Raw genomic sequence first — 20,632 nt, 5'->3', positions numbered from 1 at the left:
CCGTCGTCGGGTCGGCTGGTGCGAAATTTCCGCTCGATTATTAAGGCCTTTGTGCGACCGGTGTTCGACACCGGGCATGAGGTCGCGCCTGGCGGCATCATAGGACCGGAGCTTGTCGGTGATCATGACCCGTGGTGTCTGCCCTTGAGCCTTCAGCAACTTGCGCATCAGACGCTTTGCCGCCTTGGCATTTCGGCGCCTTTGCACCAGCACTTCGAGGACGAAGCCGTCCTGATCGACGGCACGCAACCCTCACAGACCCGGACGTGCGGAATTCCCGCATCAAATGTGCTCGAACACATTTGGTGCGTAATGTGGCTTCGGTAGAGATGTGGCGTCGGCCGCCGCGGACCAGAGGCGGCAGGCCGGTGAGGACGCCGAGCGCAACATAACAAAGGGGGTTACAGGGACCGAAGGAAGTCCATCAGCGCCGGTTGATCACGCCATCGTTTTGGGATCTTGCCGAGACTCGGCGCCTCGCATTTTTCGAGCGCCTTAGCCTTGGTCTCGAAGTCGACCTCTGCATAGACGTTCATGGTGTCCAGCGAGACGTGCCCGAGGCATCCGCGGACTGTGTTGATGTCCACGCCGGCGCGCAGGAGATGGGTCGCCGTGGTGTGGCGGATGGAGTGAGGGCTTACGCGCTTTGTCGCCTACGACGGCATTTTGGCGACGACCTTGAGGCCATAACGCTCAACGGCGGTATGGATCCCGAAGCGAGTGATGGGTTGGCCGCAGCGATTGAGGAAGATGGATCGAGAAGGGGCTCCGTCAGCGACGAGTGCCCGTAACTCGACGACGGTGGCGATCCACAATGGGCAGTATCGCTGCTTGCCGCCCTTGCCATGGATTTTGACGCTGGGGGCGTTCAGGTCCAGGTCCGCCACCTTGACGCCGACCGCCTCTGACGCTCTCGCACCAGTGTTGTAGAGGAACAGCAGCAGGGCGTAGTCGCGCCGACCCTGCTCCGTCCGCCGATCTGGAGCGGCGAGCAAGGCGTCGATCTCCGCCTTTTCGAGATAAGGAACGACCGCCTGATCGGTCTTCTTGAACGGGGTCGAACGGATCTGGCCCGACCATTCGATGTGGACGGGGCTATGCTCGCCGACAAAGCCAGCGAACGCCCGAACGGCGGCAAGACGTTGATTGCGGGTGGCGATCGAACATCGACGCGTCACTTCGATATCGGTCAAGAAGGCGCGGATTAGCTCGGCCGATAAATCGACGACATTCAGGCGATCAATAGACTTGCCGACCCGCTTCGCAACGAACGGGAGAAGCTGAGATAAGCCGTCGCGGTAACCCTGCTGGGTGTTGCGGGCGAGATTCCGTTCGGCAACCACGTGTTCGAGTAGGAACCGCCGGATCCAGGGGCCAAGGAGCGCCTCGTCACGCATTGGGCATCTCCATGGCGTAATGCTCGAAGCGCGCGCTGGCCTCACGCAGAAGGTCTGGGGTTAGGGTTAGGTATCGCTGCGTGCCCGAGATGTTGACGTGGCCAAGGTAGGTGGAGAGCTTGGGCAGAAGCCGTTGGACGCCGGCGCCTTGGCGATACCAGGAGAGGAGGCGGTGAACTGCAAAACTGTGACGAAGGTCATGCAAGCGACGCTGATGTCGCGGCCCGGCGCCGGCGCACACGACATTCGCTTTGACTCGTAATCGGCAGAACACCCTCTCAGCGTGTTGCAGGGTCACAGGGGCGCTCTGGCGCGTGAGGAACCAGAGGGATTCTGCAGACTGGCCTTCGCGGCGGCGAGAAGCGTGCCGGGATAAGATGCGCACGAGGTCGTGGCCGATCGGAGCCAGTCTGGTCTTGTAAAACTTGCTCTCGCGGACGCACAGGACCCCTTCCTCGAGGGCGACGTCGGCTAAGGTGAGGGACAGTGCCTCGCCAAGGCGAAGCCCCGCGCCGTAAAGGAGAAGCAGGAGCGTTCGGTATGTGTCCGGATCAATAGGACAGCGAGGATGGTCGATCAGAACGACGGCGTCGAGTAAACGACCGATCTCCTCGCGGGACTAAATATAGGGAACGAAGGCTTCCGTCGGCTTGGGGACGGCGCGTGGCAACGGCCATGTGTTTGTATGCCCCCGGGCCATCGCGAACCGATAGAAGCCCGCCAGAACAGAATGCTTCGTTCCCAGAAACGGGTCACCGGGCCGCGTCCCGCAAGAAAGGCCAACACTCGGTCGGCCGTCACCTCCGGCAGAGGTCTGTCGCCGACGAAGCGACAGAACGACTTGAGCGTGCGCACCTCCGTGCGGAAGCGCATTCCGATTGCTTGCCGGTGATCGACAAAGCTGGCGATAATTTCTGAAAGGATCATGCCAGTCCTCCCAGATCGAACGCCCCGACCTCGCGCAGTCCGGCAAGGTCGACCCTGGCGTAGGTGGGGGTCGCAAAGGCGCTGCGATGGCCGAGACAACCACATGGTACACTGCGCTCGCCGACAGCGGCCGGAACGGGGCCTTGAGGGTGAGGCACGACGAGGGTGAGGCACGACGGCAGCGGGGGCGCGCCAGCTGAAGGTAACTCACAACAGCGTCGCCGACGGAGGTCACCAAGGGGTAGTATTGCGTCTTGCGCTGCTTGGACCGGGTCACCTTGATGACCTCTCTCGTCCAATCGATGTCTTCGAGACAAAGACCGCGGACTTCGCCACTTCGCAGTCCGTAGATCGCGAGCAGCTTTAGAATCGCGTGGTCACGGACGTCACGCGCGGTCCTGTCCCTCGTGCTCTCAAGGAGCCGCTGGACATCGGGCCATGCCGGGCCCATCGGCAAAGCTTCTTCCCTGAACAGTCGCGGCGCGTCGATCGCTGCGGCGATTCCGGGGCAACACCATTGTCGACGCTGAGCATGGCGGAAGAACGCGCGCAGGGCGTGCGCGCTCGTCGCTACCGACACCCGAGACCACCCGCCACGACCCTTTACGTCGAGGAAAGCGTCTACGTCTGCAACGGTGATGTCGGCGATCGAAGATTTTTCGACGCCTAAATGTTCGAGGAAAGTCTCTACCTGCCAGCGTTGGTTGGCTAGGGTGCTCGCCGACAAGCCACGCTCATCATGTTGATAGACGATGAAGTCTTCAACCTTTTCAGAATGGGCCTTCGGTTCGTTGGGAGCCGGTTCTTCAAGCTGACCAAGAAAGCAAAGCCACGCTGCGGCGACGTCATGGAACAAACGCCGTGACCACTTCTCACCGCAGGCTCTGTTTCGCGCGTACTGGTATCGGGCCCAAGATTGAGCGGCCGCGTCGATCTCGGCCTGCCTGACGCACCTGCCGCCGGACAGGTCCAGCCGCTCCGCAATGACCAGCAGCTCGCGGGCCGTGCGCAGCAAAGTCTCACGAGCCGCACGTTGATCGGCGAGATGTTTGAGATAGCGCAGCCGCTTCGAGGCCTCGGGCCCGTCATGGTGACGCGCTACGACCTTCGGGTAGTTGAATAAGTCCTCGAACATGCCTCGGATCTCCAGTGAGGTGGGAAATCCGATCACCTATATCCAGTTTGTTAATTGCGCTCGGCGTCCTCACCGGCCTGCCGCCTCTGGTCCGCGGCGGCCGACGCCACATCTCTACCGAAGCCACATTACGCATCCGGTTCCTCACGAAAGAGTTTCGCTCATGGCGGTGTAGGGATGAACGATCTTGGCTAGGGGGCGGCGTTTCAGGATTTCGTTGAGGCGGGCCCATCGGACCACGCTTTGGCGATCTCGCCGAGACAACCACTTTTGCCAAACCCGCACCACCTGTCGGGCGTACCATCGCAATCGTCGAACGTTGCCACCAATGCCGTAATAGGCGTAGTGGCCCGCAGCATGGCCCTTGCTGGTGCGTGAGCAGAAGCTGTTGAGCGAGGTGCTGACGGAATTACGGCGGCTCCTGCCATTCCAGCTTCTCGGGTTCGACACCAGGGCAATCGCATTTGGATTCTTACGAAGATGGACCCCCACCCTAACCCTCCCCACAAGGGGGAGGGAACGCTGCCGCCCGCCCTTACTTCCCCTTTTGGCGCCGAAAGGCAGGCAATTTGCCGAGGTCAGCGCCAACGGAAGTCTCCCTCCCCCTTGTGGGGAGGGGTTAGGGGTGGGGGTACGTCGTAGAGCGAAAGCCTCGGCTTTCCATCTGCGATAGCCCTGGGTTCGACACGGACAATGACAGCGTGTTCCTGAACGAGACGATACGCGATTACTGTCTGGATGCCGGCACCGAGTTCACCCGCTGCCGGCCTTACACATGTGCCGCTGCGAAAGCGGGAGCGGTGATGCAAGGCTTCCGATCACCAGGAGCACTGCAACGCTTCGGTTCATCTTCTCGGCTCGGCGCAATCTCTTCGCCGTGGTCAGCTGACATCAGCGGCGCTAGCAGGCTTCTCTGATTGGGGTCGGTGAGGTCAAGCTTTTCCTGTCTTTTCCGGACGACGTCGCCCCGTGGGTCACTCGCTTCTCTTCGCGGTCGGCGCCGGTCTAGCCTGCCAACGAGATCGCCTCGCCCATCGTCCCCACGGGAACGATCCGGATCACCCTCTCGGGTAAATCACTGTCTGTATGTTCCTCTTCGTTTATCTGTTGTCCTATTTCATGCCGACGCGGGGCCGCCGGCTTCCTTGCCAAAGCGGAACGCGGTTGCATCGCTCCACATGCGGTGCAGGATGACGGCGAGCTTGCGGGCAACCGCGACCCGGGCTATCGCCATACCGCGCCGTTTGGCGACATTCATGCCCGTGCCCTGAGGCTCGACCATTTCTTGCTGAGCACAAGCAGCGAATGCGCCGCCTCATAGAGGGCCGTGCGGGCGAGTTCGTCGCCGCATCGGCTGACCTTGCCCTGAATGTCCGTTTCACCGGATTGATAACGTGCCGGGGTCAAGCCCAGATGCGCACCCACATCCCTTGACCGGCGAAAGCGGTCCGGCTGATCGATCGTGGCACGGAAGGCGAGCGCGGTGATCGGCCCGACGCCGGGCGCGCTCATCAGCCGCCGACAGACTTGCTCCTTGCGGGCGATGTCGAGAACCTGCTTTGTCAGTCGCCCGAACTCGCGCAACATCGTGGCTACGATCGCCAGGAGCGGCTCGACCAGCGCCATGACGATATTGTCAGCACCAATGGGCTCGCGCACGCGATCGGCGAAGGCTGCACGGCTTGGCCTGCCAAGCTTGAGGCCGGCCTCCCGAAGAATCGACCTGACCACGTTCTCGATCGTCCGCATTTCGTTGAGGACCGTGCGTCGAGCGACGAGGAGGGAACGCCAGAGCCGACACTGCTGGCTTTTCACATGCACCTGTCGGTACCAGCCGGTGCGCATGATCTGCGCTAGGGCGCGTGCGTCATTCCGATCCGTCTTGTTCGGCATCGTCTTCATCGCGGCTTTGGCCTTCGGGTTTCAATGCAGATGGCCGGCCATCCTTCGGCGCGGAGGCGACCACGCCGACCGGCTGCGGGCTTTGAGCAGGCTTTGAGTACGGGGGGCTTGATCGCTCCATGCCCATTCTCGCATTCTCGGCATTTGCAATGGTGTGCAGCTCATAGCTGTTTGCCTTGGTGGAGAGCTAGTCCAAGACATACCAACTGAGGTTGAGGACCGTTGCTGGCCTGTGTGTAGCGGTTTCGAAAATTCAACGTCCCTCCCCTCGTCGCCAATTTCGCGGACTTGTGCCAATGCTCCGCTTGAATTCGCGGCTAAAGTGATAGGCGTCGAAAAAACCGCATTGATCTGCGACGTCGCTCACGGTCAGCTCGGTCTCAAGGAGCAACTTTTGCGCCATCATGATGCGCTCCTTAGTAAGCCACCTGCGGGGACTTATTTGCAGATGCTTTTGGAACAGCCGTCGAGTTTGAGCAGGACTTAGGCCGGACGCGGCGGATAGTTCTTCCGCATGCCAAGGTCGTTGCGGTTCCTTGCGCATCCTGCCCATGATCTCGGCTAAGGCGGCAGGAAGCCTGGTCTTACCGGATGTTGCCCGTGGCATCGCAATGTAGTGTACGAGCTCGCCAACGAAGCGGTTGAGTGCGAGATCGATATCGTCCCGCCGAGTACGCAGTGCTTCAAACAGTGATCCGAACCACGCCTGGATTTCATCCAGAGAAGCTAGAGTGACGATGGTAGGTCCCGAACCAAAGACCTTCTTGCGGATTGCGGTACAACTCGGTCCGTCGAGCCTCACAAACAACACTGTCCAAGGATCGGTCCCGTCTGGCCAATGCGCGTGGGGCATTTCGTTCGCGATCCAGACCAACTGATTGGTTTCGACATTCAGTGTCCTACCCTCGGTCGAGACAAAGCCGCGACCAGAAAGGCAAACCATTACATCTTGGCCCGGGTAGGCGTCGCGCTGAATGAAATGATCGACAGAGGTAACGGCCTTGCCGGCTCGGACCACGGTGTAGGCGTGTTGGGTCCAGCCATCCTCCGGGACGTAGTAGTGACTCTCCGGAAATAGAGTGCGTTGCGGTGTTATCGTCATGCGCGTTTAATACATGTCGGCGCAATGTTTGTCCATTTCCAGCGCTAGCTAACCAGCCTATATTCGCTTTGAAAATCGAAATCGTGCCTTAGGGTCGCTTCAGAGGATGCGCGTTTTGTAGACCTGGGTGGTTCTAGGCTTTGGGAGGAGAAAAATGATGTTACTTTGTGTCCGCTGTCCGCTACGCTTCATGCGCCATGGGTTTATAACTCGAGATGGCTTCGAGGCAGCCGTCCCATTCGAGGCCGAGGGACGGATCCATGGCTAAACCCAAGATCACCGTCGTCGGCAGTTTCGCTGTCGGCCTGACCATTCGGACTACCGAAATCCCTGCTTTTGGGGTCACCTTGTTTGGCAACAGCTTTGACATGGGACCGGGCGGTAAGGGTTCTAACCAGGCGGTCGCTACCGCCCGTCTGGGAGCCGACTCCGCATTGGTTACAATGATTGGCCAGGACAAGTTCGGCGAGATCGCTACCGACCTTTACAAAGCCGAAGGCGTCCGAAGCGCCTTCGTGCGGCAAGTGGCAGAAAGTCCGACCGGCGTTGGTTTCATCATACTCAACGAGACAGGCGAAAACTTCGTCATCATTGACCACGGCGTCACGAGCCTAATGGACGACACTTTCGTGGACGAAGCTGAGAGCTGCATCCAGGACAGCGATGTTGTGATGGCCGTGCTAGAGGCGCCCCTATCGGCAGCAATGCGAGCGATGGAACTGGGCCGCAAACACGGAAAGCTCACCATCTTGAACCCCGCTCCGGCGACGCCGCTCCCGGATGGGGTATTCCAGTACGTGGATTATCTCACGCCTAATGAAAGCGAACTGAGAATCCTTCTCGGGCTCAAAGCCGACGATCCACACCCATCTCGTGAACTGGTCGATGTTCTTCGGTCACGCGGCGCGCGTAACGTGGTTGTCACGCTTGGTGACAAGGGCGCCCTCATTGTGACGGATACGATCGACGTGCAGATCCCTGCGGCTAGGATCGACGTCGTCGATACCACCGGCGCCGGCGACGCGTTCAACGCCGGCTTTGCCGTGGGGCTAGCCGAGGGGCGTGGGGTCGTAGAGGCTGCTCGGCTCGGCATCGCCTGCGGTGCTCTGGTTTGCACTAAGCTTGGGGTGATTCCAGGGATGGCAAAACGAGATGCGGTCGATGCGATGTACCGTTCATTGAACTTCTCCCAGAGCACCGAACATGTGCCAGCGTAGCCAAGACGGGGAGCCCGGTTTCTGCTCCCGAACCGGCCAATGTGGAGATGGGTGCCCCAAATCTACAAAGTCGACTATCGCGCATGCTTGCCGTTTGATCAGTCTTCTCATGCCTCCCAAGGCTTCCTCGGTCGCACAAGGGTTGTGCGGCCGAGGTCAAAACCGCCCAGACTCCTCCTTGAGCCCGCGGGAAGGATAACGCACCATGCAGCGAATATACGATTGGAGCGCCAAGGAAGCCGAGCGTACGGTGACCGTTGCGGACCTCAAGGCTGCTCGCTCCATTGGCGAGCGGTACACGCAAGTCACAGCCAACTCCGAAGAAGAGGCCGCGGCAGTCGAAGAAGCGGGCATAGAGATGGTGGTCGCCCGCGCCCGCAACGTCGAAGCCGTCCGGAGAGGATCGCGTCGGCTCTTCATAACGGCTGCCCTTGGTTTTGCCGAGGCCGTGACGCCCGACGAAATCCTCCGGTCCGCCTTCAAGGCGCTCTCCGATGGCGCGGACGCCGTGATCACGGCCAGGGGCATGTCCACGGTATCCGCTCTCGCTGCAGAAGACATCCCAGTTATGGGCCACCTCGGACTCGTGCCAAGAAAATCCACCTGGGTGGGAAAGCTCCGCGCAGTCGGAAAAACCAAGGACGAAGCCGTCCAACTGTATCAGCGATTCCGGCGACTTGAGGACGCCGGCGCCTTCGCAGTCGAATGCGAAGTCATTCCCGCCAAGGTGATGTCGGAGATACGGAAACGCACCGGTCTTGTGACCGTGTCACTTGGTTCGGGTCCCGATGCCGACGCGCTCTTCCTTTTTACGGAAGACATATGTGGTGAGGCCGAGCGCCTGCCTCGACACGCCAAAGCCTACGGCAATCTGCAACAACTGAAGAAGCGTGTGCAGGAAGAGCGCGTCCGCGCGCTGCGGGCGTTTCGTGATGACGTCGGTATGAGGGCATTTCCCGGTGACCGGGAAGTGTCGAAGATCAGCGACGTGGAATTCGAAGCTTTCGTCTCTGCGCTCGACACAAAAGGCGTTTGAGAGCTCACCGGCCCGTAACATCGAGAGCTCTGATTGCTCCCTAACGGTCAAATCCGGCGCAAGTGACCGGTTCAGAATGCCGATTTACTGGAGAAAAGGAAATGGACGACACCCTGTACGGAAAGCGCGATAAGCGCGGGAACTGGACGCCGAATAAGAAGCTACAACGCTCGCCTATCTTCGTTTGGCCAGCTCAGCCGTTGAAGTTCCTGCGTTGGTTTCTGGGATACCCCGGTTACCTCTGGCCTTGGAATGCCGGCTATTTCGCAGCTTCATTGATCGTGTGGCTTTATCTTACTCCTTCGCTCGAGACCATGCGGGAGTTTCATGCGCAATGGATATCGTTGATCCTTGCCCGAAACGCTGCTTTGACGGTTGCTCTCTATGGAGGCTTTCACCTCATCCTCTATGTCATGCGGCGCCAGCAGACGAAGTTCAAGTATAATGCGAAGTGGCCCGACATCGATAACCCGGCCTTCATGTTCGGCAATCAGAACGCGGAGAACATCTTCTGGACGATGTGCAGTGCGGTTCCAATTTGGACAGCGGTCGAGGCCGTCACATGGTGGCTCTATGCCAACGGGTATCTCCCGTATGTGGATTTCCGCGACCACCCCCTCTATTTCGTAGCGCTGCTCGTCCTCGTCCCCGCGTGGCGAGAACTGCACTTCTACTTAATCCACCGGCTGATCCATATGGGCCCTTTGTACCACTGGGTTCACAAACTTCACCACAATAATGTCAACCCGGGGCCGTGGTCGGGTCTCTCCATGCATCCCGTCGAGCACTTCCTGTACTTCACGGGCGTCGTGATCCATTTCGTCGTTCCGTCCCATCCGCTTCATTCGATGTTCCAACTGATGCACGCAGGACTATCGCCGGCCAAGTCGCATGTTGGCTTCGACAAGATGGTGGTGGATGGAGAACACATGATCGATACTGACAACTACTATCACTATCTCCATCACAAGTATTTCGAAGTGAACTACGGCGAAAAACGCATTCCGCTCGATGAATGGTTCGGCACCTTCCACGACGGCTCGCCGGAATCCGACGAGGTGATGGCCAGACGGATCAAGGCGAAGAAATACACCCGCGGTGGCTCTGCCTGATCAAGACACACCGCAATTTCCAGCGATGCAACGTCAAAATCTCGGCCCTGTGGCGGGGCCGACCTGTAGCAATGTCGGCGAGTATTCGAACCGACCCATGTTCAAGGAGCTCTTATGACAAGTGGAGAAAACTGGGTAGTCGCGTGCACCGTCGATGCACTCCAACCCGAGGAAGCCCTGAGGGTCGATGTCGGCTCCCGAACGTTTGTTGTCGTGCGGTCGCCCGACGGCAAGTTCTTCGCGATGGATGGCCACTGCTCGCACGAAAAGGTCCATCTCGCCGATGGAATAGTCGACGGTAACATCATCGAGTGTCCGAAACATTTCGGCACGTTCGATTATCGATCTGGAGAGTCACGCGCCCTGCCGGCCTGTATCGACCTCAACAGCTATCAAGTGAAGGTTGAAGCTGACTCCGTTTACATCAGGGTGTGACCGAAAAGCTGATCGTGACCGGCACAGCGAGAGGTTATTTCGCTTTTTTTATCGCGGCAACCCACGCGAACTCGTCAGGAGGCACTACGAATGGAGAGCGAACGAGCCATGGTCGTCGTTGGCGCCGGCGAGGCCGGAGCAGCCGCGGTCACCGCTTTGCGCGAAGGTGGCTGGGCCGGACCGTTGATCCTGATTGGCTCGGAAGATTCTTTGCCATATGAGCGGCCTCCCCTTTCCAAGGCGTTTCTGGTGGAAGAACCGCCGCCATGCCCACGGCACATACTGACATCGGATCGTCTGAGGGAGCTCCGCGTAACGACGTGGTTCGGTCGATCGGCCTTATCGATCGACCGCTCGCGTCATAGGGTGAAAATCTCCGATGGGGCGAACGTTCCTTACGAACGGCTGCTTCTTGCGACTGGAGCCGCTCCCCGTACCCTCCCACCGAGATACGGCAGCGCGCAGAATGTTTTCACCCTTCGGACGCACGACGACGCAGTTCGATTGAGGGGGGCCATTGTCCCACGTTCTAAAATCGTTGTCATTGGCGGGGGCTTTATCGGACTGGAGGTCGCCGCGAGTGCGGTTTCTCGCGGGGCATCGTGTGTCGTGCTTGAGGCCGGACCGCGTCTGTTGACCAGGGCGGTGCCTGAAGTCTTGGCCTGCTTGATCCAGGGTAGGCACGAGAGAGCTGGCGTTCAGATCGTTACATCTGCGTCCATCACCAGGATAGAAGAGCGCGCTGAGCAGACACTGGTCATTCTTGAAGACGCGAGAGTCTTTTGCGCCGACATGGTCGTCGTTGGGATCGGCGCCGTGCCCAACGTGAAGCTAGCAGAGGCAGCCGGTCTGTCCGTCGACAACGGCATAGTTGTTGATGAGACACTAGCGACCAGCGATCCCAACATTTTTGCTGCCGGGGACTGCTGCTCGTTTCCACACCCCCTTTATGAAAGGCGGCTGCGACTGGAGGCGTGGCGGAACGCCCGACGTCAGGCGATAACTGCGGCTGCCAACATGCTGGGAGCACACCAAATTCACGACGACATTCCGTGGTTTTGGTCGGATCAATATGAAGAGACGCTTCAGATCGCGGGCATTTGCCCTGATCAGCCTGCCGTGCACCGAGATCTTGGTCCAAAGGGCACGGTCTTATTCTACCTGGACCACGACAGCAAACTTGTTGCGGCGTGTGGCTTCGGTTCACTTGGCGTCATCGCAAAGGAGATCCGCTTCTCCGAGACCTTGATCGCGAGGCGCCTCAAGCTTTCGCCTGCAGCACTGGCCGACCCCGCGATGAACCTCAAGTCACTTCTTGTCAGCTAATTCGAGCGAGGGCGGATCGACTGCATCTTCTCGTCGCGGTCGACCCCTCTCTTCTCCCCGACCGGATGGCTGGCGTAATCGATCCACCGGTCGCTCGGCCAGGACGCGAGGCCGAGCAATCTTCCGAGCGTAGCCTCAGCGCACTGTGGGGCTCGCACATATCAGAACGCGGACGACAGAAATGTCGCCGCCCGACCAGGGAAGGCCCTAATGAATTCTTTCGTTCTTACCATATCTTGCAAATCGACAAGAGGCATCGTCGCGGCCGTCACAAGCTACCTGGCAGAGAAGGGATGCAACATCACCGATAGCTCCCAGTTCGACGATTTGCAGGCGGCCATGTTCTTCATGCGTCTCAGTTTCACTTCCGAGGAAGGTGCAGACAAGGTGGAGATCGAGCGGGGCTTTAATCCAATCGCGAGGAAGTTCGATATGTTGCACGGTTTTCGTGACTGTGACCACAAGATGAAAGTCTTGCTGATGGTCTCCCGTTTTGGCCACTGTCTAAACGACCTGCTCTATCGCTGGCGGATCGGAGCTCTTCCCATCGACATAGTGGGCGTCGTCTCGAACCATTTCGACTACCAAAAGCTCGTGGTGAACCACGACCTCGCGTTTCATCACATCAACATCACGAAAGAGAACAAACCGCAAGCCGAGGCGCGGCTGATGGAGGTGGTCGAGTCCTCTGGTGCGGAACTGATCGTGCTCGCTCGCTACATGCAGGTGCTGTCGGACGCCGTTTGCAAAAAGATGAGCGGCCGGATCATCAACATCCATCACTCCTTTCTGCCCAGCTTCAAAAGCGCGAACCCCTATAAGCAGGCTTACGAACGCGGCGTAAAGCTTATCGGCGCGACCGCGCACTACGTCACGGAAGACCTCGACGAGGGGCCAATTATAGAGCAGGACGTGGCGCGTATCACGCACGGACAATCTGCGTCGGACTACGTGTCAATCGGACGTGACGTGGAGAGCCAGGTCCTGGCGCGTGCAATCCATGCGCATATTCATCATCGTGTCTTCATGAACGGCAACAAGACGATCGTTTTCCCGGCAAGCCCTGGCTCACATGAGTCCGAGCGAATGGGCTGATTTCATTACCGGCAAATCTCTGACGAAGCGTAAGCGCGTAGGCATCCCCACGTAGCGTGCAGGCGGTTGATCGCTCATTTTCAGCATGAATCATGCGGAGAATCCTGTGAGCGACAGTATGAGCCATCATCGAACATTCGAGATTTTGACGGCGGAGCCTGTGCCGTCCCGACGCAAGCCGCGCCATCGGTCGGACGAAGAGAAGGCACGGCTTGTCGCCGAAGCGTTCTCGCCAGGGGGTAATGTGTCGGCAGTTGCGCGTTCCGAGGGGCTGGACCCCTCGCAGCTCTATGCATGGCGCCGCAAGGCGCTTTCGTCGGGCATGGTTGCGCCACTGACGGAGGCAGCGAGCAAGCCGGCGAAGTTCACGCGCTTTGAAGCGATGGGCAGCGACATGGTGGAAATCGTCATTGGCGATGCAGTGGTGCGCGCCGGCGGCGATGTTGATCCCGATCGCCTGGCGAGGATCATCTGCGCGGTTCGCAAGGCATGATCGCTTCCGGTGTGGTGGTTTACGTGTCGTGCCAGCCGGTCGACTTCCGCAAGGGCGCGGCATCTTTGATGGCGCTGGTCAGGGATGGCGGCCTGGACCCGTTCTCGGGGGCGCTTCACGTGTTCCGCTCGAAGCGTGCGGACCGGGTTCGCATCGTGTGGTGGGACGGCAGCGGGGTTTGTCTTTATTCGAAGACTCTGGAAGATCACAGCTTCTGCTGGTCTGCGATATCGGCCGCGCGCATGCGTCTCGACCACGCCCAGCTGATGGCGCTTCTGGCCGGGTTAGACTGGAAAAAGATCCGTCCGGCCAGGGTCAGGCGGCCGTTATCGACGGGCTGAAACCGGCCTGCGGCAAGATGAATCATGCGGCTGGAACGGTTGGGAAAGCGGCTGTTTTTGTGCTCTGTTGCTTGCCATGGTTCTACCGGGTCTTGCCCTTCCCGACGACGTTGATGCGCTGAAGGCGATGATCCTTTCCATGGCTCGCGAGCAGGCTGCGAGTCAGGCCCGGATCGCAGTCGCCGAAGCTCGGATCGCAGCATCCGAGGCGGAGGTCGCCCGGCTGAAGGCAGTCGAGAGGAGCGCCAACGAGCGGATCGCCAATCTCACGTCGATCCTGAAAGTTTTACAGCGCACGCAACATGGCACGCGTTCCGAGCGGCTACGCCTGGCCATCGACGACGAGCAGGCCTCCTTTGCAAGAGGTCGAGACCGGCCTTTCGGCGATCCGGAGCGAACTCGACCACGCGGCTGGGGACAAGCCAAAGCGCGCAGCGCGTCCACGCAAGGGTTTTGCTGCCCACCTCGAACGCATCGAGGAAGTTATCGAGCCGGAAATCCCGGGCGACTGCGAGGGGCTGGAAAAGGTTCTGATCGGTGAGGACCGATCCGAGCGGCTGGACGTCGTGCCGCCGAAGTTCCGGGTCATCGTCACGCGCCGTCCCAAATACGCTTTCCGGGGCCGTGACGGCGTGGTCCAGGCTCTGGCGTCGGCGCACATCGTTGAAAGCGGCCTGCCGACGGAGCGGCTGCTCGCCTACATCGCCGTGTCGAAATACGCCGACGGCCTTCCGCTTTACCGGCAGGAGACGATCTATCTGCGCGACGGTGTCGAGATCAGCCGGTCGCTGATGGCGCAGTGGATGGGGCATCTGGGCTTCGAGTTGCAGATGCTCGCCGATTACATCCTCGAGCGTGTGAAGGAGGGCGAAAGGGTCTTCGCCGACGAGACGACCTTGCCCACCCTTGCCCCCGGTTCCGGGAAGACCACGAAAGCCTGGCTATGGGCCTACGCACGGGATGATCGACCCTATGGCGGAACCAGTCCGCCAATGGTTGCCTATCGTTTTGAGGACAGCAGAGGCGCAGATTGCGTGGCGCGCCACCTCGCCGGGTTCAGCGGTATCCTGCAAGTGGATGGCTACTCGGCCTATACCAACCTGGTCAAGGCACGGGCCAAAGCCGGCAGCAATGAATCAATCCGGCTCGCCGGGTGCTGGGCTCACCTGCGGCGCAAATTCTACGACCTGCACATCAGCGGGATCTCGCAGGCCGCGACGGTAACGATCATCGCCATGACCGAATTGTGGAAGGTCGAGGACAAGGTTCGCGGCAAGGATGCCGGAAGCCGCGCCGCGCTGCGTCAGGAAAAATCCGTGGCCATTGTCGCGAGCCTCTTCGATCTATGGGAAGCGGAACTGGGGAAGGTCTCCGGAAAATCCAAGACCGCCGAGGCGATCCGCTACGCGCTCACCCGGCGGGAGGCGCTGGAACGCTTTCTGATGGACGGTCGCATCGAAATCGACTCCAATATCGTCGAGCGTGCAATCAGGCCCCAGACGATCACGCGAAAGAATAGTCTATTCGCCGGCAGCCAAGGCGGTGGACGAACCTGGGCGACGGTAGCCACCTTGCTGCAAACCTGCAAAATGAACAGCGTCGATCCGCTCGACTGGCTCTCGCAGACCTTGACCCGCATCGCTCAAGGATGGCCGGCATCCGAGATCGAAATGCTCATGCCTTGGAACTTTAGGCCTGACGTTATCGGCTGACCGCTTACGACGAAGCTGCCCAGAACGCTCGACGATCGGCGCGATGATCCGTCGACCCGTGTGCAACTGCCGCTACCGGGCCATCTCAATTCCGATGTAGTGATCCAGTCGATCCGCCCGGAAAAGGATGTTGACGGCCTGCATGTGGTCAATGCCGCAAGCTTGCGACGGGAGACCTGAGTACCGGCCTCGTGCCCTGCCCCCGTCTGGTGCGATGGTGTTTGCGCGCCATCCAAGGCATAAATCTTTCCGGTCGAACACTGGGGGATGACCCACAGCGAAACGCACGGTGTCCTGCAGAACAAGCATTCCTGCCCGAGCGTTGTTATCAGACCCAGTGGAACCGAAAGCGGCATCCTCTATCTTGATTCCTCCAAGGAAAACGCCTTCGGCAATGATGCAGCAGCTCAAACCTTCGCCCGTACGCTAAAGACACAGCGCTCTGTGGTGGCCTTGGCAGAGGCCCGTCGAAAGGGCAATGACACCACTCAGGGCCGCAGGACCCAATCTCGATCTGAAGGATGCCGGCAAGTGAATGCGATCCCAAAGCCCTCCCCTCCGAGGCATGGGAGCTACGACGAGATAGCGAGTGAGTATTACGATCCGCTGCGCCATCTCACCTGCGCAAGCTTGCGAGAGCGAAGCTAGCCGCGATCGAGACGATGTGGCTGAAATGGTTGGAGCAGGCGGCCTCGTCTGCAGATATGGCGTCGAGCTGATCAAACCACTCTCATGATTGCTGACAACGGCCTTTGGCATAGTTTGCAGCCCGCCGATCCGATCGGCGGTCGAGGCACTTGTACGGCGGATATGAGGTGCAAGAGGCGGGACTTGAACGTCGGTCAACAATCTCTCATCCGCGGGTCGAGCCGCATGACCTGGTTTCGTTTGGGGCTGCCTCGGTCTAGGTGCCGAGCGTCGAGGCTCATAGTGGAGACGAGGGCTCCCCGGCATTGTCCCGCCTCCAGCGCCGCATATCGCGCCGAGGCTGATGTTTGGGTTTTTGCGATCTCCTCTGCTGGCTGTCTGTCAAATAGCGGTCACGCCGCCTTTGGCGCGGATTGAACCGTGCAGGCGATCGACCAGATGAAGCCCACCATCTCGCGTGCGATGGCGACATTGACGACGTTGACGTTCTTGCCGCGCGCGCTCAGCCGACGATATCGGGTGCACAGTCGAACTTGCGCTTTCCAGCCGATACGCGGACGACTTTTGGCAGCGCCTCGATCCGGTCGACCTTGTGCCGGCCGATGCGCGGCCTCATCCTGTAAGCCCAGGCGCCCTCGACCAGCGCGCGCCGGGCATGGGTGTTGCCGGTCTTGGTGATGCCGCCGCGCCAGACAGTCTCGCCACTCGATTGCTCGCCAGGGACCAGGCCGAAATAGGCCATGAGCACTGGCGTGGGTTTGAGAACCGTGTGAAGTCGCCGACCTCCGCGACCAGTACCACGGCATTGATCAGCGCGATCCCCCTCATTGCCTGCAAGGCGTCAACGACCGGGCGCTGGTTCCATTGCGGGAGAAGACTGAATATCTGTTCTTCGACCTGCCGCAGCCGCCGTTCCGCATCCATGACGGCATCGACGTAGTCCTGAAATGCGATCTGCTGAGCGGGATGTTCGAAGGCCAATGTCGAAAGCCACCGCCGGTAAGCCATTCGCCAGGCCGTCCCACGCTCGTGCTTGCGTAAATCATAGGGACTAGCAAGAGCGACAGGGGAGGATAGTTCGATAACTTCGTAAAGCAGACATGGCCGATCAGACAATCCCCCATGCCCGAAACCTTCCCCTGCCCGTCTCGCGCAGCCCGAGTTCGCCGACGAGATTGAGCGCACCTTGTTTTGTCACTTTTAGGCGCTCCTGGATCATGCCTGCCGAGACGAGTGGCCGCGACAGCACAAGCTCGAGGAGGTCAGGCAGTTTCGAGTTGGCGCGGCGTTCGCGCAGCCGCCGCTCCATCTGGCTTTTGGCCATCGTCAGCCGATCGTGCTCCTTCAGGCCAACCACTGCCGCGTCGTGGATGGCGTCGAGGCAGGCGAGCAGCCGATCGCTGCGATTGCGTGTGAATCGGCGTGCAAAATTGACCCCATAATGGAGTGCGCCCCTCGGACCGGACGGGATGAACAAGCAGAATTGACTTGGAAGCCGGGCTTTCGAAGGATGGAAGCCCATGGTGACTTATCGCACGCACAGCATCGAGTTCAAACGTCAGGTAGTGCAGGAGTTCCTGTCCGGCGAGACGCTGCATGGTCTCGCCAAGCGGCACGAACTGCCGCGTAACCTGATCCGCATCTGGGTTCAGAAATACGAGGCCGGCTCCTTCGACGAAGACGTGGCGGCGGCCGACACGATGCAGACCTATGAGGCGCGGATCGCAGCGCTGGAGCGGCTGGTAGGCCGGCAAGCCTTGGAAATTGAGTTTCTAAAGGGGGCTCTGAAAAGCGCACCACGTCCGAGAAGCGGGACTACATCCGTGATCACCGGCCCGGCGGTGTCTCCATCGCTGAAGGATGCCGGCTGATGGGGATCGCGCGATCAACCTACTACGATCAGCCCGAAACCGCCGTGGATGACACAGCGCTCGTCGAGACGATGGGTGAGATCTCCGACAGCTTCGAAGCTTACGGCTATCGCCGCATGCAGGCGGCGCTGCGGCAGCGCGGCATCGTCGTCAACCACAAGAAGGTCAGACGGTTGATGCGCGAGCACGATCTGCAGCCCAGGATCAGGCGGCGCTTCATCGCCACTACGGACAGCGATCACGAGTTGCCGATCTTCCCGAACCTGGCGAAGAACGTGACACCCGACGGCCCGAACCAGCTCTGGGTGAGCGACATAACATACGTGACGATTGCGGCGGGCTTCGTCTACGTCGCGGTCATTTTGGATGCCTGGTCACGCAAGGTCGTTGGTTACGCCATCGGTCGGTCGATCGACGCGCGCTTGACCGTTGCAGCATTGAAGGCGGCAATCGAACGACGAAAACCCCCGCCGGGCTGCGTCCATCACTCGGACCGAGGGTCGCAATATGCCGCACTCCTCTACCGCAACGTTCTCGCCGAGCACGATCTTATTGGATCGATGGGCCGGCGCGGCAATCCCTACGATAATGCGAAAGCGGAAAGCTTCATGAAGACGATGAAGGTCGAAGCCGTCTATCCGATGGCCTACGAAACCTTCGCCGACGTCGCTGAGGACCTTCCCCGCTTCATTGATGAGGTTTACAACACCCGCCGATTGCACTCAGCGCTCGGCTATCTCAGCCCGCAACAGTTCGAGGACCAACACGCCCGGCAGATGGTCAAAACTGCGGCTTGACCCTGTCCGGTCCGAGGGGCGCACTCCATAAGCCGGGGAATCGGCGTCCAATTTTGACCCCCCTGATGCTTTGATTTGCGACCATCAGCTCGTCGTAGCGAGCGGATGGTGTGGGGATGAAGTCGGTGGATACGATTGCCCGGGTTCGGCGCGCCTTCCATGTGCAGGGATGGTCGCTCAAGCGGATTTGCCGCGAACTGCATGTGTCGCGGAACACCGTCCGCAAGATTCTCAGATCCAATGAGACATCGTTCTCCTACGAACGCGAGCGGCAGCCCAAGCCGAAGATCGGTCCGTGGCAGGATCAGCTTGACGGGTTTTTGAATGGCAACCGTGGCAAGGCGGCGCGCGAGCAACTGACACTGATCCGGATTTACGAAGAGCTTTGCAGCCTCGGCTACGAGGGAGGCTATGACGCCGTCCGCCGATACGCGAAGAGCTGGGCGAAGGCGCAGGGGTCGGCGATGTCGGACGCCTATGTGCCGCTGTTCTTCGCGCCGGGCGAGGCATACCAGTTCGACTGGAGCCACGAGATCGTCCTGATCAACGGCGTGACAGTGACCGTGAAGGTCGCCCATGTCCGGCTCTGCCACAGCCGCATGATGTTCGTCAGGGCCTATCCGCGGGAGACGCAGGAGATGGTGTTCGACGCGCACGACCGGGCCTTTGCCTTCTTCGGTGGCGCCTGCACGCGCGGCATCTACGACAACATGAAGACGGCGGTGGAAACGATCTTCGTTGGCAAGGACCGACAATACAATCGCCGCTTCATGCAGATGTGCAGCCACTATCTGGTGCAGCCGGTCGCCTGCACGCCGGCGTCGGGCTGGGAGAAAGGTCAGGTCGAGAACCAGGTCGGGCTGGTGCGCGAGCGCTTCTTCACGCCCAGGCTGCGCTTCAAGACCTATGAGGAGCTGAACGCCTGGCTGCATGACAAGTGCGTCGCCTACGCCAAGGCGCACCGTCACATCGAACAGCCGGAACGAACGATCTGGAACGTGTTCGAGGAGGAGCGTGGCAAGCTGGTTGAATACCGCGGTCCCTTCGACGGATTCCATACGGTGCCGGCCTCGGTGTCGAAGACATGCACGGTGCGCTTCGACAACAACAAATACTCGGTGCTGTCGACCGCCGTCGGCCGCCCGGTCGAGATCCATGCCTATGCCGGCAAGATCGTCATCCGCCAGGACGGCGTGGTCGTCGCCGAACATGCCCGCTCCTTCGGGCGCAACGAGACGGTCTACGATCCCTGGCACTATGTTCCGGTCCTCGCTCGCAAGCCCGGTGCACTGCGCAACGGTGCGCCCTTCCAGAGCTGGGTCCTGCCCTCGGCGATGGAGCGTATCCGACGCAAATTGAAGGCGGCGCATGACGGCGATCGGCAGATGGTGTCGATCCTGGCCACGGTGTTGACCGACGGCATTGATGCCGTGGAAGCCGCCTGCCAGGAGGCGCTCGATCAGAACCTCTGCTCTGCCGCCGTCATCATCAACATCCTGGCCCGGCGGCGCGATCCGGCGCCGGCCGTCACCATTCTCACCCCGGACGCTCTTCGCCTGCAGCACGAGCCGCAGGCCGACTGCGCCCGCTACGACAGCCTCAGGAGGGCAAGCTGATGGAACGCACGCAGGTTCTGGAACTAATGGGGACGCTGAAGCTCTACGGCATGCGCGGCGCCTACGACGAGGTCATGGCGACAGGCATCAAGCGCCAGCACGAGCCGCCGAGGATCGTCGGCGATCTGCTGTCGGCCGAGATCGCCGAGAAGCAGGCCCGCTCCATCAAATACCAGCTCACTGTCGCCAAGCTGCCGATCGCCAAGGACATCGATGAGTTCGACTTCGAGGGCACGCCGGTCAACGAGGTGCTGGTCCGGGACCTTGCCAACGGCACCTTCGTCGCCGACCAGCGCAACGCCGTGCTCATCGGCGGCACCGATCCCACGACATAATGCACACCTCGCTATGTTATTGAAAAAGCTGGATCTGCTGATCCTGTGAGTGTGATAATGGACTGTGTCCGCTCCTGCCGGAATGGTGCTGGATATCGAGTTGCTCGATATCTTCATGACGGATGATCCAGGGCG

16 protein-coding genes and 9 pseudogenes are annotated in these 20,632 nt (G+C 60.1%); 15 read left to right on the top strand and 10 right to left on the bottom strand.

Features of this window, described 5'->3' with window-relative positions:
* The 6 genes and pseudogenes from NKJ32_RS32815 to NKJ32_RS32790 all read right to left on the bottom strand — a co-directional run.
* Positions 1–246, bottom strand: a pseudogene (locus NKJ32_RS32815) (DDE-type integrase/transposase/recombinase); the annotation flags it as partial.
* A 155-nt stretch (positions 247–401) separates the two neighbouring features.
* Positions 402–1,397: pseudogene (locus NKJ32_RS32810) on the bottom strand (tyrosine-type recombinase/integrase).
* Positions 1,390–1,953 carry a tyrosine-type recombinase/integrase gene (locus NKJ32_RS32805; protein WP_502902723.1) on the bottom strand — a complete coding sequence of 188 codons (564 nt, stop codon included), beginning with the start codon at positions 1,951–1,953 and terminating at the stop codon, positions 1,390–1,392. The pseudogene NKJ32_RS32810 and the gene NKJ32_RS32805 overlap by 8 nt, the downstream one beginning before the upstream one ends.
* Before the next feature lie 63 nt (positions 1,954–2,016).
* The gene (locus NKJ32_RS32800) at positions 2,017–3,459 is read right to left on the bottom strand and encodes a tyrosine-type recombinase/integrase (RefSeq protein ID WP_352830114.1); all 1,443 of its coding nucleotides are present in this window, start codon (positions 3,457–3,459) and stop codon (positions 2,017–2,019) included.
* A 144-nt stretch (positions 3,460–3,603) separates the two neighbouring features.
* Positions 3,604–4,047, bottom strand: coding sequence for a hypothetical protein (locus NKJ32_RS32795; RefSeq protein WP_352830112.1), 444 nt, complete (start codon positions 4,045–4,047; stop codon positions 3,604–3,606).
* Between the two features lie 529 nt (positions 4,048–4,576).
* Positions 4,577–5,459 (bottom strand): annotated as a pseudogene (locus NKJ32_RS32790) (IS110 family RNA-guided transposase); the annotation flags it as partial.
* Between the two features lie 35 nt (positions 5,460–5,494).
* Between NKJ32_RS32790 and NKJ32_RS32785 the strand changes: the two are divergent.
* Positions 5,495–5,563: pseudogene (locus tag NKJ32_RS32785) on the top strand (gamma-glutamyl-gamma-aminobutyrate hydrolase family protein); the annotation flags it as partial.
* Between the two features lie 51 nt (positions 5,564–5,614).
* Here the strand turns inward: NKJ32_RS32785 and NKJ32_RS32780 are convergent.
* Positions 5,615–6,463, bottom strand: coding sequence for an AraC family transcriptional regulator (locus NKJ32_RS32780; RefSeq protein ID WP_352830111.1), 849 nt, complete (start codon positions 6,461–6,463; stop codon positions 5,615–5,617).
* Between the two features lie 260 nt (positions 6,464–6,723).
* Between NKJ32_RS32780 and NKJ32_RS32775 the strand changes: the two genes are divergently transcribed.
* The 10 genes and pseudogenes from NKJ32_RS32775 to NKJ32_RS32730 form a co-directional block, all read left to right on the top strand.
* Entirely contained in the window at positions 6,724–7,680 is a 957-nt protein-coding gene (locus tag NKJ32_RS32775; RefSeq protein ID WP_352830110.1) for a ribokinase, read from the top strand.
* Between the two features lie 205 nt (positions 7,681–7,885).
* On the top strand, positions 7,886–8,716 hold the full coding sequence (locus tag NKJ32_RS32770; protein WP_352830109.1) for a 3-methyl-2-oxobutanoate hydroxymethyltransferase: 831 nt from the start codon (positions 7,886–7,888) through the stop codon (positions 8,714–8,716).
* Between the two features lie 101 nt (positions 8,717–8,817).
* On the top strand, positions 8,818–9,828 hold the full coding sequence (locus NKJ32_RS32765) for a sterol desaturase family protein (protein WP_352830108.1): 1,011 nt from the start codon (positions 8,818–8,820) through the stop codon (positions 9,826–9,828).
* Between the two features lie 114 nt (positions 9,829–9,942).
* Positions 9,943–10,263: a Rieske 2Fe-2S domain-containing protein gene (locus NKJ32_RS32760; protein ID WP_352830107.1), complete on the top strand. Its 321-nt coding sequence runs from the start codon at positions 9,943–9,945 to the stop codon at positions 10,261–10,263.
* A 90-nt stretch (positions 10,264–10,353) separates the two neighbouring features.
* Positions 10,354–11,589, top strand: coding sequence for an NAD(P)/FAD-dependent oxidoreductase (locus tag NKJ32_RS32755; RefSeq protein ID WP_352830105.1), 1,236 nt, complete (start codon positions 10,354–10,356; stop codon positions 11,587–11,589).
* 210 nt (positions 11,590–11,799) lie between these two features.
* Entirely contained in the window at positions 11,800–12,684 is an 885-nt protein-coding gene (gene purU, locus NKJ32_RS32750; RefSeq protein ID WP_352830103.1) for a formyltetrahydrofolate deformylase, read from the top strand.
* Between the two features lie 106 nt (positions 12,685–12,790).
* The gene (locus tag NKJ32_RS32745) at positions 12,791–13,177 is read left to right on the top strand and encodes a transposase (protein ID WP_352652961.1); all 387 of its coding nucleotides are present in this window, start codon (positions 12,791–12,793) and stop codon (positions 13,175–13,177) included.
* Complete coding sequence (gene tnpB, locus NKJ32_RS32740) at positions 13,174–13,518, top strand: IS66 family insertion sequence element accessory protein TnpB (protein ID WP_023693549.1); 345 nt, start codon at positions 13,174–13,176, stop codon at positions 13,516–13,518. The genes NKJ32_RS32745 and tnpB overlap by 4 nt, the downstream gene beginning before the upstream one ends.
* Before the next feature lie 76 nt (positions 13,519–13,594).
* A pseudogene (tnpC, locus tag NKJ32_RS32735) lies at positions 13,595–15,230 on the top strand (IS66 family transposase).
* A 60-nt stretch (positions 15,231–15,290) separates the two neighbouring features.
* Positions 15,291–15,459: pseudogene (locus NKJ32_RS32730) on the top strand (bifunctional methylenetetrahydrofolate dehydrogenase/methenyltetrahydrofolate cyclohydrolase); the annotation flags it as partial.
* 921 nt (positions 15,460–16,380) lie between these two features.
* Here the strand turns inward: NKJ32_RS32730 and NKJ32_RS32725 are convergent.
* The 3 genes and pseudogenes from NKJ32_RS32725 to NKJ32_RS32720 all read right to left on the bottom strand — a co-directional run bounded on the left by NKJ32_RS32725 (position 16,381) and on the right by NKJ32_RS32720 (position 17,355).
* The gene (locus tag NKJ32_RS32725; protein ID WP_352830101.1) at positions 16,381–16,620 is read right to left on the bottom strand and encodes a transposase; all 240 of its coding nucleotides are present in this window, start codon (positions 16,618–16,620) and stop codon (positions 16,381–16,383) included.
* A 17-nt stretch (positions 16,621–16,637) separates the two neighbouring features.
* A pseudogene (locus NKJ32_RS35645) lies at positions 16,638–16,706 on the bottom strand (hypothetical protein); the annotation flags it as partial.
* Positions 16,707–16,986: 280 nt separating this feature from the next.
* Positions 16,987–17,355: a helix-turn-helix domain-containing protein gene (locus tag NKJ32_RS32720; RefSeq protein WP_502902721.1), complete on the bottom strand. Its 369-nt coding sequence runs from the start codon at positions 17,353–17,355 to the stop codon at positions 16,987–16,989.
* 43 nt (positions 17,356–17,398) lie between these two features.
* Here NKJ32_RS32720 and NKJ32_RS32715 point away from each other — a divergent pair, with 43 nt between their 5' ends.
* From NKJ32_RS32715 to NKJ32_RS32700, 4 genes and pseudogenes are all read left to right on the top strand, one after another.
* A complete protein-coding gene (locus tag NKJ32_RS32715) occupies positions 17,399–17,749 on the top strand; it encodes a transposase (RefSeq protein ID WP_023680086.1) in 351 nt (116 codons plus the stop codon).
* Positions 17,698–18,546 (top strand): IS3 family transposase, encoded by an 849-nt coding sequence (locus tag NKJ32_RS32710; protein ID WP_352726457.1) that lies wholly within the window; start codon positions 17,698–17,700, stop codon positions 18,544–18,546. Before NKJ32_RS32715 ends, NKJ32_RS32710 begins: the two co-directional genes overlap by 52 nt.
* A 116-nt stretch (positions 18,547–18,662) precedes the next feature.
* A pseudogene (istA, locus tag NKJ32_RS32705) lies at positions 18,663–20,156 on the top strand (IS21 family transposase); the annotation flags it as partial.
* A gap of 5 nt (positions 20,157–20,161) precedes the next feature.
* Positions 20,162–20,482, top strand: a pseudogene (locus NKJ32_RS32700) (ATP-binding protein); the annotation flags it as partial.
* Between the last annotated feature and the right edge of the window lie 150 nt (positions 20,483–20,632).

Origin of the sequence: Mesorhizobium sp. M0159, from assembly GCF_040322295.1 — a bacterium.
Classification (GTDB): Bacteria; Pseudomonadota; Alphaproteobacteria; order Rhizobiales; family Rhizobiaceae; genus Mesorhizobium.
Note: the sequence above shows the minus strand (reverse complement) of the source record. Positions and strands in the feature narration are given on the sequence as shown.